The sequence below is a fragment of the Nitratidesulfovibrio oxamicus genome, from assembly GCF_015731765.1.
GTDB lineage: Bacteria > Desulfobacterota > Desulfovibrionia > Desulfovibrionales > Desulfovibrionaceae > Cupidesulfovibrio > Cupidesulfovibrio oxamicus.
In genome coordinates this window covers 1-15,169 of record NZ_VRYY01000365.1, presented here as the reverse complement: position 1 = coordinate 15,169, position 15,169 = coordinate 1, and the positions used below count along the sequence as shown (strand labels likewise).

At 67.9% G+C, this 15,169-nt stretch carries 10 protein-coding genes, 1 tRNA gene and 1 pseudogene; 4 read left to right on the top strand and 8 right to left on the bottom strand.

Features of this window, described 5'->3' with window-relative positions; translation table 11 throughout:
• Positions 1-39 precede the first annotated feature (39 nt).
• Both uvrA and FVW20_RS12255 read right to left on the bottom strand, forming a co-directional pair.
• Positions 40-3,336 carry an excinuclease ABC subunit UvrA gene (gene uvrA / locus FVW20_RS12260; protein ID WP_196609838.1) on the bottom strand — a complete coding sequence of 1,099 codons (3,297 nt, stop codon included), beginning with the start codon at positions 3,334-3,336 and terminating at the stop codon, positions 40-42.
• A 415-nt stretch (positions 3,337-3,751) separates the two neighbouring features.
• Positions 3,752-4,438 (bottom strand): DUF554 domain-containing protein, encoded by a 687-nt coding sequence (locus FVW20_RS12255; RefSeq protein ID WP_167125482.1) that lies wholly within the window; start codon positions 4,436-4,438, stop codon positions 3,752-3,754.
• 455 nt (positions 4,439-4,893) lie between these two features.
• Between FVW20_RS12255 and FVW20_RS12250 the strand changes: the two genes are divergently transcribed.
• Entirely contained in the window at positions 4,894-5,514 is a 621-nt protein-coding gene (locus tag FVW20_RS12250; RefSeq protein WP_196609837.1) for a hypothetical protein, read from the top strand.
• Between the two features lie 97 nt (positions 5,515-5,611).
• Positions 5,612-5,698, top strand: a tRNA-Leu gene (locus FVW20_RS12245).
• A 95-nt stretch (positions 5,699-5,793) separates the two neighbouring features.
• Here the strand turns inward: FVW20_RS12245 and FVW20_RS12240 are convergent.
• From FVW20_RS12240 to FVW20_RS12225, 4 genes are all read right to left on the bottom strand, one after another.
• Positions 5,794-6,972, bottom strand: a complete 1,179-nt coding sequence (locus tag FVW20_RS12240) for a YibE/F family protein (protein ID WP_196609836.1) — start codon at positions 6,970-6,972, stop codon at positions 5,794-5,796.
• A gap of 432 nt (positions 6,973-7,404) precedes the next feature.
• Positions 7,405-9,018, bottom strand: coding sequence for an alkaline phosphatase (locus FVW20_RS12235; RefSeq protein WP_196609835.1), 1,614 nt, complete (start codon positions 9,016-9,018; stop codon positions 7,405-7,407).
• Between the two features lie 372 nt (positions 9,019-9,390).
• Positions 9,391-10,116: a hypothetical protein gene (locus FVW20_RS12230; RefSeq protein ID WP_196609834.1), complete on the bottom strand. Its 726-nt coding sequence runs from the start codon at positions 10,114-10,116 to the stop codon at positions 9,391-9,393.
• A gap of 80 nt (positions 10,117-10,196) precedes the next feature.
• The gene (locus FVW20_RS12225; protein WP_196609833.1) at positions 10,197-10,877 is read right to left on the bottom strand and encodes a bifunctional adenosylcobinamide kinase/adenosylcobinamide-phosphate guanylyltransferase; all 681 of its coding nucleotides are present in this window, start codon (positions 10,875-10,877) and stop codon (positions 10,197-10,199) included.
• A 277-nt stretch (positions 10,878-11,154) separates the two neighbouring features.
• Between FVW20_RS12225 and FVW20_RS12220 the strand changes: the two genes are divergently transcribed.
• Positions 11,155-11,604: a metal-dependent hydrolase gene (locus tag FVW20_RS12220; protein ID WP_196609832.1), complete on the top strand. Its 450-nt coding sequence runs from the start codon at positions 11,155-11,157 to the stop codon at positions 11,602-11,604.
• A 423-nt stretch (positions 11,605-12,027) separates the two neighbouring features.
• On the opposite strand, the gene FVW20_RS12215 is transcribed toward FVW20_RS12220, so the two are convergent.
• Positions 12,028-13,278, bottom strand: a complete 1,251-nt coding sequence (locus FVW20_RS12215; RefSeq protein WP_196609831.1) for a hypothetical protein — start codon at positions 13,276-13,278, stop codon at positions 12,028-12,030.
• A gap of 296 nt (positions 13,279-13,574) precedes the next feature.
• Between FVW20_RS12215 and FVW20_RS12210 the strand changes: the two genes are divergently transcribed.
• Entirely contained in the window at positions 13,575-14,546 is a 972-nt protein-coding gene (locus FVW20_RS12210; protein WP_196609830.1) for a DMT family transporter, read from the top strand.
• Between the two features lie 94 nt (positions 14,547-14,640).
• Here FVW20_RS12210 and FVW20_RS12205 read toward each other — a convergent pair.
• Positions 14,641-15,169 (bottom strand): annotated as a pseudogene (locus tag FVW20_RS12205) (molecular chaperone DnaJ); the annotation flags it as partial.

Sequence of the window (15,169 nt, the reverse complement as noted above, 5' to 3'; positions counted from 1 at the left end):
CGGGCCGGGGCGGTCTGACGGCGATGCGGCCCGGCGAGCCTAAGGATTCTTGCGGGGCCTGCCGCGCTTGCGCGGGGCATCCGTGGTGGCGGGGGCCGCCGTGTTCGAGACGGCGTCGCCCGCCTTGCCGGGCTTGCCGGACTTGTCAGATGGGCCGCCCTTGTCCGCCATGGCGGCCCTGGGTTTGCGGCCCGGCCTCGCGGAGCCCGCCGTGCCGTTCGCGCCATTCGTGTCGTCCGCATCCTCCGGATCGGAAGCGTCGATGTCCGCGCCCCCCACCGCTGCAGTATCAATACCGGGGATCTGGATGGGCGCGGGCGCGGCGGCCACGGGTACGCGCGGCATGGGCACGCCGGGATGGCGGGTGGCGTGTTCCTGCACCAGAAAGGTGCCGGTCACCGAATGCGGATCGTCCATGATCTCTTCAGGCGTGCCCGCCGACACGATGCGCCCGCCGTTCTCGCCGCCGCCGGGGCCAAGGTCCACCACGTGGTCCGAGGCCAGAATGACGTCGGTGTTGTGCTCGATCACCGTCACCGTGGCGCCCCGGTCCACCAACTGGTTCAGCACGGTGATCAGCTTGCCCACCTCGTGCATGTGCAGGCCGGTGGTGGGTTCGTCGAGGATGTACATGGTGCCGGGCAGGCTGCGCTTGCCGAGTTCGCGCGAAATCTTGATGCGCTGGGCCTCGCCGCCGGACAGCGTGGTGGCGGGCTGGCCAAGGCGCAGGTATTCCAGACCCACGTCCTCCAGCACGCCAAGGCGGCGTTCCAGCACCGGATAGTTTTCGAAGAACTGGCGCGCCTGCCGCACGGTAAGGTCCAGCACTTCCGCGATGTTCAGCCCCTTGTAGCGCACTTCCAGCGTCTCGTGGTTGTAGCGGCGGCCCTTGCACACGTCGCAGGTCACGTAGACGTCGGGCAGGAAGTGCATTTCCACGCGGATCTGCCCGTCGCCGCCGCAGGCCTCGCAGCGGCCCCCGCGCACGTTGAAGCTGAACCGCCCCGGCTTGTAGCCGCGCTTGCGGGCATCGGGCGTCATGGCGAAGATGCCGCGGATCTCGTCGAATATCTTGGTGTAGGTGGCCGGGTTGGAGCGCGGGGTACGGCCGATGGGCGTCTGGTCGATGGACACGATGCGCTCGATGGTCTCCGCGCCCTCGATGCCCTCGATGCTTCCCGGCTGGTCCACCCGGATGCCCTGCGCCAGCGCCAGGTGCTTGTACAGGGTGTCCATGACCAGCGAACTCTTGCCCGAGCCGGAAACCCCGGTCACGCAGGTCAGCACGCCCAGCGGCACCCGGCAGTCGATGCCCTGCAGGTTGTTGGTGGTCACCCCGTGCAGGGTCATCCAGCCGCGCGGGGCGCGCCGCGCCCGGGGCCGGGCAATGGCCATGTCGCCCCGCAAATACTGCGCGGTAAGGCTTTGCGATGCGGACAGCAACTTGTCCACCGGGCCGTTGAACACCACCTCGCCGCCCAGCGCGCCGGAACCGGGGCCAAGCTCGATGACGGTGTCCGCCTCGCGGATGGTGGCCTCGTCGTGCTCCACCACCAGCACGGTGTTGCCGCGCCGTTGCAGGCTGCGCAGGGTCTTGATGAGCCGCTCGTTGTCGCGCGGGTGCAGGCCGATGGAGGGTTCGTCCAGCACGTAGGTGACCCCCACCAGCCCAGACCCCAGTTGCGAGGCCAGGCGGATGCGTTGCGCCTCGCCGCCGGACAGGGTGGCCATGTTGCGGCCAAGGGCGATGTAGTCCAGCCCCACGTTGACCATGAATTCCAGCCGGTGGTGCAGTTCCTTCATCAGCGGTTCGGCCACCAGCGCGTGGCGCCCCTCGAAGCGGCGTTCGCGCAGCCAGTCCAGCGCGCGGGCCACGGACATGGAGCAGAATTCGTGGATGTTCAGGCTGTCCACCCGCACGGCCAGCGACTCCGGACGCAGGCGCGCCCCGGAGCACACCGGGCAGGCCATGCTCTGGCGATAGCGCGACAGCAGTTCGCGCCAGGCATCGCCGTACTGCATGCCCTGTTCGAGGATGGACACCACGCCGGGCCAGCGGTCGTCCGTGACGGTGCCGTTGGCGGCAGCCGGAGCCACGGGCAGTGCCGGGCCGTGGTCGTGGCCTCCATTCCCCCCGTTCTCGCCGGTACTCCCGTTCTGGCCGTTGCCGCCCACCACCACGGACCCGCCCAGCCAGTTGCGGCGCAGGTTGCTGCCCGCGCCGCGCCCTGCCGGGCGTCCGTCCTCGGTTTCGCCATGGAACAGCGCATCAAGGGCATCGGCGGAATACGCGGCCAGCGGCGTGGACAGGGTGAAGCCCCAGCGTTTCCCAAGGGCCGTCAGGGCGTCCTTGTGGCGCTCGAACAGCTTGGTGTTCTTCCACGGCAGCAGCGCGCCGGTATTCAGCGACAGGCCCCGGTTGGGCGCCACCAGTGCGGGTTCGAAATATTCCACGCTGCCAAGGCCCAGACAGCGCGGGCAGGCCCCCTGCGGGCTGTTGAACGAGAACAGCTGCGGGCTGGGCGCGGGCAGGCTGATGCGGCAGGCCGGGCAGACGGATTCCGTGGAATGCACGATGTCGCGCCCGGCGTCGACGCCGCCCTTGCCATCACCCTCGGCTGGCAGATGCACCACCAGCCTACCGTCGCCGTAGCGCAAGGCCAGTTCCACCGAATCGGCCAGCCGCCCCCGGATGCCGTCCTTGATCACCAGTCGGTCCACCACAAGGTCGATGGTATGCTTGCGGTTCTTGTCCAGCGCGGGCACCTCGTCGATGCCCATGATGGTCCCGTTCACCCGCACGCGCACGAAGCCTTCGGCCTTCAGTTTCTTGAACCGGTCGAGGTGGGTGCCCTTCTGGTGTTCCACCAGCGGGGCCAGCACGATGCACCGGGTGCCTTCGCCCAGGGCCAGGATGTCGGCGATGATCTCGTCCGCCGCGCGCGCCTCGATGGGCAGGCCGCACTGCGGGCAGTACATGCGCCCCAGCCGCGCCCAGAACACGCGCAGAAAGTCGTACACCTCGGTCACGGTGCCCACGGTGGAGCGCGGGTTGCGCGTGGCCGTCTGCTGTTCCAGCGAGATGGCCGGGGAAAGTCCCTCGATCTTCTCCACCTCCGGCTTGTCCATCTGGGGCAGGAACTGCCGGGCGTAGGCCGACAGCGATTCCACGTAGCGGCGCTGGCCCTCTGCGTAGACGATGTCGAAGGCCAGGGTGGACTTGCCCGAGCCGGAGGGGCCGCAGACCACCACCAGTTCGTCGCGGGGGATGTCGAGGGTGACGTTCTTGAGGTTGTGCTGGCGCGCTCCCTCGATATGGATGCAGGGCTTGCTCATGCGGTGGGTCTCGTGTGGGGCGGGCGGCGGAGCCGCCAAGGCGTCGTGCGGGACGCGCGGGTTGGTATGATGGAATGCGGGAATGCGGTGGCAGACGCGCGCGGTTGCGAGGCCGTGTCAGGCCACCGGGGTGTTTGTCGCAGCAGGGGGTAAGATACGACATCCGGCGCACGGGGCAAGTACCCGGCGCAAGATGGTCCGGTTACCATCGCGTGACCATGCCCGCCCCGACTGCCGCATGCCCGCGCCAAACGGCGTCCGGCGCGCGCGTGCCCGGTGCTGCCGGGTACGCGAACGCGCCGGGAAAATGCCATGACGCAGGAACGTGGATGCGGGGTTTGCCGATGCGGATTGCCCGTGCCGGACACGCCAGACACGTCAGACACGCCGGACGCCAGCCCGCCCCGCCGTCGCGTTACATGAAAATGGAGGCCAGCAGCACCGCCGTAAGCAGCGCGGGCAACATGTTGGCCAGCGGAATACGCTTCAGTTCCAGCAGGTTGATGCCAATGCCGATGACCATCAACCCGCCCGTGGCGGTAAGCTCGTTCATCACCGCCGGGCCCAGCAGCGGCTGGAGCACCCCGGCGAACAGCGTCAGCGAGCCCTGGTAGAGGAACAGCGGCAGCGCGGAAAACAGCACCCCCACCCCGTAGGCCGAGGCCAGGGCGATGGCCGCGAAGCAGTCGAGAATGGACTTGGTGAGCACGATGGTGCGGTCGCCGCGCAGGCCCTCGTCAAACGGCCCCAGAATGGCCATGGACCCGATGCAGAACAGCAGCGTGGCGGTGACGAAGCCATCGGTAAAGCGCGGGTTGCCGGAACGCAGTTTGGCCTTCAGCGCCTCGCCCGCGCGGGCAAAGGCGTCTTCAAGCCGCAGCAGTTCGCCGATGATGGCCCCGCTGAGAATGCTGAAGATCATGATCAGCGGGTTGGCCGTCTTGAAGGCCATCTGCATGCCGATGACCATGGTGCACAGCCCAAGCCCCTGAAACACGATGGCACGCACGCGGTCGGGCAGGCGCGCGCCCAGCAGCATGCCCAGCGCGCCGCCGCCGACAACGGCGGCCATGTTGATGAACGAACCGACGGGAAGAGTCACGATATGCTCCGTTTGTTGGAGCACCGTGATACCCGAAACCACGGGGACTTGGAAGCAACATTGCCCGGCAGTTCGCAGCGGGCGCTTTACCCTGCGCAAGTGCGGCACAGTGTGGCGGTATGGGTGGGGTTCTTTCACATGCCGTTCTTCACCATCCGGCCAGACGAGATTCGGCCAGAAGACATCGGCTGACGACATCGGCTGAAGACATCGGGCTGAAGACACCCGACCAAACGGCATCCGAGCAGACCCCAGGCTGCCGCATGACATCCGCCAGACGGCATGCGAGAAAATTGCCGTGACAAAACCGTGATGCCGCCGCCTGACGCGTGACCCCGCTCACGGAAATTCCCCACGGTTCTGGCACCCTGCAAATGGACACGGCCCCGTGGCCCGCGTATCATGGCAACGCCGCCGCAGGCTGGCGGCGCATCGAAAGAAGGAAGGAGTTCACCATGCATCGCATTCTGCGCGTTGTCGCCCTCTTGGCGGCACTGACGGTGTCGACAATGGGCGCGGCAACTGCCCGTGCCGCCGGGGGACAGGTCACCGCGCTGGACATGTTCCGGATGCTGCCCGCAACCATCTTCGAAAATACCGCCGAAGGGCTGAACGAAGAAGAAAAGCAGCAACTTGCCGACGAAGGCGAAACCGATTTCTGGGCGGTCATCGAAAGCACCCCGGAACGTTACGAGGTGGGCGCACTGCCCATGCTGGACACGCGCGTTTCGGTGCGGGTGTTCCGCGCCGACAACGGCGACACCCTTGCCGCCATGGGCGTGAAGAACGGCGAGGCCTGCGCGCTGGAGCTGTGGCGCCGCAAGCCCGACGGCAGGCTGGTCCCCACCGCCACGCCGGAAGAGGCGGACATCGCCGACTTTTTCACCCCCGGCTACAAGCTGCCCCCGGGCACCAGCCCGTCCGTCATGCTCTGCCTTGGCGAGGAAGGCCTGGAAGCCCGCGCCCTGCTGTGGACATCCACCGGCCTTGCGCAGGTGAAGTTTGACCACAAGGTGCTGTACCGCTGGAACGGCAGCGCCTTTTCCAAGGTGATCCTGCCCGCCGACGGGAAGTAGCGAAGGAGCGCGGGGGCAAGGGGATGTGCGGGGTTGCGGTGCAACTCTGCCCTTGACCGGACCATGCCCCCTGTGCCATAGCCCTTTCCCTACACCTGCCGGGATGGTGGAATTGGTAGACGCAGCGGACTCAAAATCCGCCGGTGGCAACACCTTGCGAGTTCGAGTCTCGCTCCCGGTACCAGAATGAAAACAGCGGCTTGCGTGTGCATGTAAAATGTGCGCGCGGGCCGCTGTGCCTTTTGGGTACCCTTTCTGCCCCACCCCTGTCCCACTTGCTCACATTTTTCGCTCAACATCCCTGCTCCTCACCAGCAACCACGTCCCCGTCAGCGCGGTGAACGGAGCCACGGTTACCAACCCTATACTCCCCACCAGCGTATTCATGACCTCTGCCGCCACAAAGGGCAGGTTCAGGGCGTTTTCCAACGGAATGCCTTGCGCCATGAACAGCATCAGCGTGGCGATGTAGCCGCCGGAATAGGCCAGCAGCAGCGTGGTGGTCATGGTGCCCACCACGGCCCGGCCCACCCGCAGGCCGGATGCCAGTGCGGCCCGGCGCGAGATGCCGGGGTTCTGGGCCACCAGTTCGGCCATGCTGGCGGCCACATCCATGGCAAGGTCCATCAATGCCCCGGACGATGCCATGAAGATGCTGGCCAGAAAGATGCGCGTCATGTGCAGGTGCGGATAGCCGGAATAGAGCACCGTTTCCGCATAGGGGCGCACCGCGCCGTGCAACTGGAACGGCCCGGCGAAGGCCAGCGCCAGCCCGCAGGTGGCCGCAATGCCCAGCAGGGTGCCCAGCCACGCGGCCAGCCCGCGCCGGTTCATGCCGCCCACCAGCAGGATGGTGGCAGCGGTGATGGCCGTGGTCACGCCAAGCCCCAGCAGGATGGGGTCCACGTCGCGCAGCAGCGCGGGCACCAGCACCTTCCATATCATCAGCGCGGAAAACACGAACGACAGCAGCGCCTTTACCCCGGTCGGCCCGGCAAACACCACCAGCAGCAGGGCGAACACGCCGAAGGCCACGGCCTGGGTGCGCAGGCGGTAGTGGTCCTGGGCCACGGCGTCGGCCACCTTGCCGTCGCGCAGGGTAAGCACCAGCAGGGCCGTGTCGCCGGGGCCGAACACCTTGTCCAGTTCCATCTTGCCCACCAGTTCGTTGCCCGCCTGCCACGTCTGCCCGGCGTAGGGGCCGTCCAGCGCGCGCAGGGTGACGTACTGGGTGCCCATGCGGACTATGCCGTATTGATGCACCCGCTCGTTGTCCACGGACACCACCGTGGCCCGGCAGCGCACCGCGTTATCCGGCAGGCGGTCCTCGAAGCCGGTGGGCAGCAGGTACAGGGCCAGACAGGCCAGAGCCAGCACCACGCACAGCAGGGTATCGCGCCGGGTGGAGCGCAAGGGGATGTGCAGGTGCGCCGGGCCGGACGCCACCGTTGCCGACATTGATACAGATGCCGTAGCGCCCCCCTGCCCTGCGCCGGATACGTTCGACGCTTCGCCCGCTCTTGCCTCGCCCGTTCCACCAGTTTCGTCCGCTCCGACAGTTCCACCGGTTCCGTGCGCCGTACCCTCAATCCCGTTGGGCATATGCTCTCCCGCGCGGTGCAAGCCGCGACATCCGCAGTGTTCCGTTGCCGTATCGCGCCCCATCGTTTCCCGCCGGGAACAGGCAGCAGCCCGAATTCGCCTTATCCGCATCCACAAGGCCGAACCCGACTGGCCCCGACCACACGCCCTGCCACCCATGCGGGAACGGGCCGAGCCACGGGATTGCCCCGCCGCCCGGCCCGCAGTGCGGTCGTCCTTGCCGGTTCACCCGGTCCTTGCCGGTCCGTGCCGGTTCGTGCCGGTCCGTGCCGATCGGCCCAGAGCAGCCTAATTGGCGGCTACGGCCTGCGCGGGCTGCCCGCCATGCTGGCCCATAACCGGGCCGGTCACGGCACCACCCGCGTCCGCCTTGGCCGCAGGCTTCACACCAACCTTCAGGCCCATGGTTTCGGCCATGCGGGTGAAGATGTCGGTGTTGTCGTAGAACCCGCCAAAGCGTTCGGCGCCCACCCCACCGGCGGATGTCAGCACCGGCACGCCGGTATGCGAGTAGGTCGTCCACGCAATGCCCGATTTCTGGTTCAGCAGGTGGGTGATGGTCACGGTGAACGGCTCGTACTCGCCGTACAGCAGATAATCCTGCTCCGACTGGTCCTTGCGCTCGCCGCCCTGCATGCTGCGGTCGAAGGCGGCGCGCAGTTCCGCCACCTCGTGCGGCTTCAGCACCATGCCCGCCGCGTCGCCTTCCTTGGGCTGGGCGGCCAGTTCGGCGTCGGACAGCACGGACAGGCCGAAGTTTTCCTTCACCATGGGCAGCACGTCCTCGAACTTGCCCTGCGGGTTGGCCTTGCGGAACGCCGCGAACTTCTCGTCAAAGGCCACGTACGAAATCTTCTGGTGTTTCAGGCGGGTATGATACGAATCGTACTTGGTGCCCGCAAAGCCGATGGACATGCCGCCGGTCTCGTGGTCGCCGGTGACGACGACCAGCGTGTCGGCGGGGTGCTTGCGCTGGAACTGCATGGCCTCGGCCACGGCGGCGTCGAAGGCCAGCACGTCGGTGATGGAGCTGACGGCGTCGTTGGCGTGGCAGGCCCAGTCCACCTTGCCGCCTTCCACCATCAGAAAGAAACCCTTGGGGTTATCCAGTAGCTCAAGCCCCTTGCGGGTCATTTCGGCCAGAGTCACGTCGCCGGGGGCGGCATCCATGGCGTAGGACATGGCCTGCTCGTCCTGCAGGCGCGGGTTCACGAACACCACGCGCTCCTTGCCGGGCTTCAGGGCGCGAAATTCGGTGGCATCGTTGACGTAGCGAAAGCCGCCCGCGCGGATGGCGTCCAGCACGTTGCGCTTTTCGCCCTCCAGCTTCGACTTCTTGCCCGCAGGGTCCAGAAAGCCGCCGCCCGCGAAATAGTCCATGCGGCTGGCGGCCAGTTCCAGCCCGATCTCGTAGTAGTTCTTGCGGCTGGGCTGGTGGGCGTAGAACGCGCCGGGGGTGGCGTGGTCCAGCGAGACAGTGGAGACGATGCCCACCTTCATGCCCTTGTCGCGCGCCATTTCGGCGATGGAGGTCACCGGCACGTTCTTGCCGTCCACGCCAAGGCCCCGGTTGGTGGTCTTCACCCCGCAGGCCATGGCCGTTCCGGCGGCGGCGGAATCGGTGATCAGCGAGTCGATGGAATAGGTGGTGGTGGCGCCCTGCACGGGCAGCTGGCTCATGTGCAGCTTGACGATGCCGGGGGTTGTGTCGCCCTTCTGTGCGGCCAGATACAGTTCGGCGGCGTTGCGCTGGACCATGCCCATGCCGTCGCCAATGAGCAGGATGACGTACTTTGCCTGCGCCGCCTGTTTCGCATGGGCAACGCCCATGGTGCAGCATAGCAGAATGGCGAACAGGGCGATGGCCGCCCGCGCCGCGTGATGCCAACGGGAACAGTTCATGGACCGGACCTCCTGCATGGTGGGACAAGGTGGTGGGGGGTGCCCGACTGGGCCGACTGCCCCGACTGGGCCGACCAGACAGGCCAGACAGGCCGGGCCGGTGCAGCATCCGTGCGCGTGCGGGGCGGATACCGGCGGCACGGCGGACGGGCAGTGCGAATGCCCATCATGTCGCCCATGCATGTGACGCGGGCATGACGTTCGAACGGCGCTTGCGTCTCGTGCGGTGTGCACTTTCGCAAGACGCTGCAACGCAAAGGGCCGCACGCGATCATCGCATGCGGCCCTGTTTGGCGAAAGGGAGTTGTCGGGACCATCGTCCGGCGGGCAATTACGAAAGAAACCGTGACGGCCCGGCGTGACGATACGACCCTATCTGTTCTCCGCTTCCTTGCGGATGGCGGAAATGAGCGCGGCGGCGTTGGTCACGTCGGTGACCTGCCAGTTGCCCGCCTCGCGCCGGGTCAGGGCCAGGTCCACGGGGTAGGAGCGTTCGCTGCCGTGGTCGAACAGCGTGACGGATGCGGTGGCCTTGTCGCCGTCGCGGGTCACGGACTTCACGCTGCGCAGTTCCTTGCGGCCCACCGAGGCATCGGAGAACAGGGGCGAGAACAGGCCGCCGTCGGTGGCCTTGCGCTCCTTCTTCACCGGCTTGCCGGAGAAGTTGCCGGAGGCCACACCCCATACCACGAACTTGCGGGTTTCCTCGGCCACCAGCATCTTCATGGTCTGGGCGGTCTGCGACTGCGCGCCCGACTGCACCGCGCTGGACAGCATGGCCAGCAGGGGCAGGGTTTCCGCGCTGCCGGAAACGGCCTTGGGAGGGCGTGACACAAGGTCGGACATGAACGCGTCCACACCACGCTGGGCAATGCGGCCCACATCCATGTACTTTTCCAGCAACGCTGCGTCGTTGGTGTCGATGGCGGTCTGCACCTGGCGCAGGGCGGCTTCCGGGGTTTCCTCGGCGGCGGCCAGGCAGGGGGCGGGAACGAAGGCGGACGCGGCCAGCAGGGCCACGGCCAGCAGCAGGCCGAACGGAATCGAGCCGGAGGAAATCAGGCTGGAGGGACGAAAACGACGGAAATATCCGGGCATGTGGGCTTCCTGTTCTGGGGTTGGGGCCGCACGGGCGGCTCATGCGGCTTCTACTCCAGCGGCGGGCCGGGGTCCAGCCCCTACCCCGCGCAGGCGGCGGGCACCCTGCCCTTCACGGCCAGCGGCAACCCGCTGACGGCCAGGATCACATCTGTGCAGGCAGCCGCCAGAAGCTGGTTGGCTTCGCCGGACAGGTCTCGGAAACGGCGGCCCAGCGGGGTTTCCGGCACCACGCCCCATCCCACTTCGTTGGTGACCACCGCCACGGGCACGCTGGCCGCGCGCAGCAGCGCCGCCAGTTCCTCCACTCCGCCCAGAATGGCCGCATCGTCGTGGTCGGCCAGCATGCGATTGGTCAGCCACAGGGTAATGCAGTCCAGCAGCACCCCGTGCGGACGAGACTGAAAGACGGGGTGAGGGGGGGATTGCGGGCCGTGTTGCTGGACGGATTGGGCGGCGGTTTCGCCCGCGCCCTGCCCCATGCAGCCGCGCAGGACCGCGCAGACGTCCCACGGCTCCTCCACCGTGCGCCACCCCGCGCCCCGCGCGGCCTGATGACGGCGCACCCGCTCGGCCATTTCCGCGTCGCGGGCGGCCCCGGTGGCGATGTACACCCGCGACGGCCCCAGAGATTCCACCCAGTGCTGGGCAAGGCCGCTCTTGCCGCTGCGGCAACCGCCCGTGAACAGGATGGAGCGGGCAGGTGCAGTGCCGACAGAGGAAATGGAGGCGGCAGGGGCTGCGGGCGATGATTCGGGCATGGCGGGTTCCATGGTTGGGGTGACGGGCTGACGGGAGCGGTACGGGCAGAACGAAGGGATGCGCACGCGGGCAGGTATGCCCCATGCTGCCCGGTCCGTGTAGCACGGGCCGCCCCGGCCTAGCCAGCGCACCCCGCTTGCCCGCCGGGCGGGGGGTGGCATATGGTCGCCCCGGCACGCAGTGCGGTCCAACGGCCTCTGTCCACGGCCTGCGCCCCGCACCGCGTGTTTCCATCCGCGTTACCCATTCCAACCTGCACCCCAATCCACACCACCTATGCCCGGATACCGCACCCACATCATCGGCGGCTCCCTGCTGGCCGCCGGAGCCCTGTTCGCCGCGCAGGCCCTGCGCGTGCATTCCCCCGGCCTGCCCACCCAGGCGGCACTGCTGGCCGTGTCCACCGCCTTTGCCCTGGTCCCGGACGTGGACACCCACTCGCGCGGGCGGACGTGGTTCTACGGACTGCTGGTGATGGCCGACGTGGCCCTCATCGCCACCCGGCGCTACCAGTGGGCCGCCCTGCTGGGGCTGTTGGCCATGCTGCCCGCCATCGACGGCCATCGGGGGTGGACGCACACCTGGTGGGCCATGCTGCTGGTTCCCCTGCCCCTGCTGCTGGCCCCGGTGCTGTTGTACGGCTGGGCGTGGCAGGCAGCGGCGCCATGGTACGCTGCCGCCGTGCTGGGATATTTTTCGCACCTTCTGCTGGACCGCCAGTTCTGACGGGCCGCCCCCTTTTCCTTCCCACGCGCTTTCCCATGCAACAACGCCGCGAAGGGTTGCCCCCTCGCGGCGTCGTTGTTGTAAGTTTGTCTTGCTGTATCAGGGACTGTCCCAAAATTAGGATTCTTGTTCGTCGGCAAGGAAAACGAGCCTGCCATGAGGAAGCATGCCTTAGCCGTTGGGCGAGCTTGCGATCCTTACGGATGAGGACCGCAGAACGCTCTTGTCGTATTCGACCGAGCCTTAGCCGTTAGGCGAGCGCATGGAGCGAGTCTTACGGACAAGGACAGCAAAGCTATGGCAGGCAAAGCTTGACCGCCCTGCGCTCGATGTCCGTAAAGGTCGCAAGCTCGCTTGACGGACACACTTCGTGCCCTTCGGGTCGGTCAGCCAACGGGCAAAGGGACTATTTGGGGGCAGTTCCTACTGGCGCGACGCCTGCGCCGCCTTGTCGAACCGTGCCGCCGTATCGCCCAGCACCGTGGCGGCCATGCGCACGGCATCCATCTTTTCCGGCTTGCCGCTCGCCCGGCGGTACACCCACCCGGCCGCGTAGACCAGGGTGTCGTCGTCCAGCCTGCGGGCATCGGGGTTGCGGCGGATGGCCTCGGCCAGGGTTTCGCGGGCGCGCTCGCGGGCCATGATGGCCTGCTGGTACGCCTTGCCGGAAAGCTCCATGATGCGCCGGGCCTGCTCGGCCAGATGCGCGGAATTGCCTTCGCGCGCGGTGTCGTAGCCGAACACCGCGTCCTGATACTTGGCGTTGGCCTCCAGCGCGGTCTGCTGCGCGGTAAGCCAGGCGTTGACCCGCACCACCGCGTCGGACATGCCCGCAATCTCGCGCAGCGCACCGGACAGGCCGCGCAGCCGCGTGGCGTACAGGGTGTACATTTCCGCCACCTCGGAGGGGGTCAGGGCCCGCTCCCTGCCCTTGTCCGTCACCTTGGCATTCGAAGCCGCCGCGGCCACGGCCTCCATGAACCGGTCGGCGTACAGCCGTTGCAGGGCTTCGAGCATGGCCGGGGTGAAGGCATAGTCGAGCACGCTGGCGCGCCCTGCGGAAATGTCGTCGCCGGACCACGACAGCCCGGTCATGCTCACGCCGTAGCGCATGTTGGCCGACTTCAGGCTGGGAGCCACCCAGCCGGAGGTGCGCGCCTCCATGTGGGTGCCCTTGGGGTAGTAGTTTTCCACCAGCCAGTTGGCCACGTCTTCCACAAAGGCGAAGCGCACCACCGCGTCGTCCTGGGCAAAGGCACCGTCCGGGCTGGTGGCGTTGACGCCCGGCGTCGCGGCGGTGGCGTTGACGTCGGCCTGGGCGCCGGCTGCCGCGTCGCCGTCCATGGGCACCATGGACGGCAGCGTGCCGTTGGTGGCGTTGGGACCAAGGATGGCGGCGTCGGTACCGGTCATGTTGGCCTGCCGGTCGGGCACGGCGTCGCGCAGGACAAGGTCGCGCAGTTGCCACAGGGCCGCGCCCGCCACCAGTACGGCCAGCACGAACACCCACACCAGCTTGCTGCGGTTGCGCTTGGGGGGGCGGGGCATGTCGAGCAGGCTGCCGTCCTGCCGGATGGGCCGGATGGGCCGGATGGGGGGGACGGGGGGGACGGGGCCGGAGGCATCATGGCCGGGAGTCTGGTCGGGAGTCTGGTCGGGCGTATCGGGGGCCATCCGTGGCATCCTCCTGCGGGCGCTGGCCTTGCGGCGCGGGCTCCATTGGTCTGCGTGGTCGGGTGAAGCCGGGCGTGTTCGGGTGAGATCGGGTGAACAAGCCCGGTGCGGCATGCCCCACGCGTTTTCGACGGGCATGTCTCCGCGCTATGTACCACCGCCGGGGGCCACTGTGAAGTCGCCGCCGGGTTGAGGAAACATCACGCGGCCATGCAGCCGTTTTTCCGCATGTTCCCCGCTTGCCATCCCCCCCGCCATCGTTCACAACACCGGTACGACAACAACGGGAGGACACCATGCCGCTGGCCGGATACGGCTTCGTGCTGCTTGCCGCCGGGCTGTGGGCGCTTATCGGCCCGCTGGCCCGCTACTGCCTTGCCGAAGGGGTGACCCCGCTGGAAATCGCCTTCTGGCGCGCCACGTTCGGGGCGCTGTTCTTCGGCCTGCACGCGGCCCGGCACGGGCTGTGGCGCGCCCCCGCGCGCGATGCGGCCACCTTTGCGGCCTTCGGGCTGGTGGGGGTGGCGCTGTTCTTCGGCTCGTATCAACTGGCCGTGCGCGAAGGCGGCGCGGCGCTGGCCTCCATCCTGCTGTACACCGCCCCGGCGTGGGTGGCGCTGCTCTCGCGGCTGTGCTTCGCCGAACCGTTGACCCGGGCCAAGCTGGCGGCCCTGGGACTGGCCATGACCGGGGCCTTCCTGATCTGCCGGTCGGGCGGAGGGTTGCAGGGCGGCGCCAGTGCGGCGGGCATCGGCTTCGGCCTGCTGGCGGGCTTCACCTATTCGCTGCACTACGTGTTCAGCCGCCACTTCCTGCACCGCCATTCACCGGTCACCCTGTACCTGTTCTGCCTGCCCGTGGGGGCGCTGGCCCTGCTGCCCTTCGTCACCTTTGCCCCCAAGGGGCCGCTGGCATGGGCGCTGCTGGTGCTGGGCATGGGACTGGTGACCACCTACGGCGCGTACATGGCCTATTGCGAGGGCATGCGCCGCCTTTCCCCCACCCGAGTGGCCGTGGTGGCCAATTTCGAGCCGGTACTGGCGGCCCTGCTGGCCTACTGGTTGTGGGACGAACTGTTCCCACCCTCGGGCTGGATCGGCGCGGGGCTGGTCATCACGGCGGTGTTCTGCGTGGTGCTGGACGGCGCGCGCGGCGGCAACAAAAGCGATGGGGGCGTTTCCCGCGCCGCTGGTGTCGTCGAATCTCCGGAAACGGAAAAAGCCGGTGAAAGCACCGGCCTCGCGCGGGGGCACATGCCCGTGGAATGATCGAAAACCGCCCGGCAGCCGTCGGATGGATGCCGCCAGGTGGCTGCCGCCAGGGAAACGCGTACCGACAACGCGGCACCCGCGGTTGAGGGCGCTACGCGGTCTTGGCGAGGATGCGCAAATACAGGTCGCCCTGCCACGGGCCGATGCGCTTGCCCAGCCCCTTGAGCCGGATGGGTCGCCCCACCACGTAGTCCGGGGGCAGGGTCACCTCCACGGTGCGCACCTCTCCGGACAGGCCCTGCGTCACCTGCAAGCGCAGCCGCGCCCCCGGCACGATGCTGAGGGCAGGCAGATATACCGTCTGCTCGTCGTCGATCTGGCGGCGCAGCCAGCCCTTCACCGCCCCGCCGATGCCGTGGGTAAGATCCAGCGTCAGCGCCTTGCCGCCCCATTCCAGGCTGAGCTTGCGCTTCTTGGGCGGACGCGCGGCCAGTCCCCCACCATCGCGGCGGATCTGGCTGTAGATGTCCTCGAACACCCGCCGGGCGAACGGATCCCGCAGGATGTCCTGCAGCACCTCGTCCTGTCGGCCCTGGTAGGTGGCCTCAGCCCTGCGGCGGTTGCGGTCGGCCCCGCTTGCGCCGCGCGTTGCGGACGCACCGCCCGACGCCGTGGCGCCG

Bases quoted from the DNA above. Each gene is read 5' to 3' on its own strand.
- uvrA (WP_196609838.1), bottom strand. From the start codon at position 3,336: ATGAGCAAGCCCTGCATCCATATCGAGGGAGCGCGCCAGCACAACCTC.
- FVW20_RS12250 (WP_196609837.1), top strand. From the start codon at position 4,894: ATGCATCGCATTCTGCGCGTTGTCGCCCTCTTGGCGGCACTGACGGTG.
- FVW20_RS12240 (WP_196609836.1), bottom strand. From the start codon at position 6,972: ATGTCGGCAACGGTGGCGTCCGGCCCGGCGCACCTGCACATCCCCTTG.
- FVW20_RS12235 (WP_196609835.1), bottom strand. From the start codon at position 9,018: ATGAACTGTTCCCGTTGGCATCACGCGGCGCGGGCGGCCATCGCCCTG.
- FVW20_RS12230 (WP_196609834.1), bottom strand. From the start codon at position 10,116: ATGCCCGGATATTTCCGTCGTTTTCGTCCCTCCAGCCTGATTTCCTCC.
- FVW20_RS12225 (WP_196609833.1), bottom strand. From the start codon at position 10,877: ATGCCCGAATCATCGCCCGCAGCCCCTGCCGCCTCCATTTCCTCTGTC.
- FVW20_RS12220 (WP_196609832.1), top strand. From the start codon at position 11,155: ATGCCCGGATACCGCACCCACATCATCGGCGGCTCCCTGCTGGCCGCC.
- FVW20_RS12215 (WP_196609831.1), bottom strand. From the start codon at position 13,278: ATGGCCCCCGATACGCCCGACCAGACTCCCGACCAGACTCCCGGCCAT.
- FVW20_RS12210 (WP_196609830.1), top strand. From the start codon at position 13,575: ATGCCGCTGGCCGGATACGGCTTCGTGCTGCTTGCCGCCGGGCTGTGG.